This window comes from Shigella sp. SIG3 (genome assembly GCF_053555855.1).
This window is the reverse complement of the sequence record NZ_JBQZXE010000330.1, coordinates 1-399: the sequence shown is the minus strand read 5'-3', so window position 1 is coordinate 399 and position 399 is coordinate 1. Positions and strand designations below refer to the sequence as shown.

The following is a 399-nucleotide window of genomic DNA, read 5'->3' as shown; positions in this document are numbered from 1 at the left end:
GCACCGTCATTAACCCGCGTTCATCAGCGTGCGGATGCCCTGATGCGGGAGCTGGATCCGCGCACCACCACCGAACTGATAAATCGCTGGGAGCGTCTGTGCGGCCTGCCGGATGAATGTATTCCGGCGGGAACGCAGACCCTTCGCCAGCGTCAGCAACGGCTGGATGCGAAGGTTAACCTGGCGGGCGGCATCAACGAGGATTTTTATCTTGCACAGCTTGCTGCCCTGGGCAGACCAGATGCCACCATCACGCGATACGACAAAAGCACGTTCACCTGCTCATCGGCCTGTACTGACGCGGTGAATGCGCCGGAATGGCGGTATTGCTGGCAGGTCAACATGCCAGCCGCCACCAACAGCACCTGGATGACATGTGGCGATCCCTGTGATTCCGCA

Annotated in this window: 1 protein-coding gene; it reads left to right on the top strand. The window is 59.9% G+C overall.

Going from position 1 to position 399, the window contains the following annotated elements:
* On the top strand, window positions 1-399 hold a 399-nt coding region (locus ACUU1I_RS21255; RefSeq protein ID WP_449144950.1), incomplete at both ends, for a putative phage tail protein.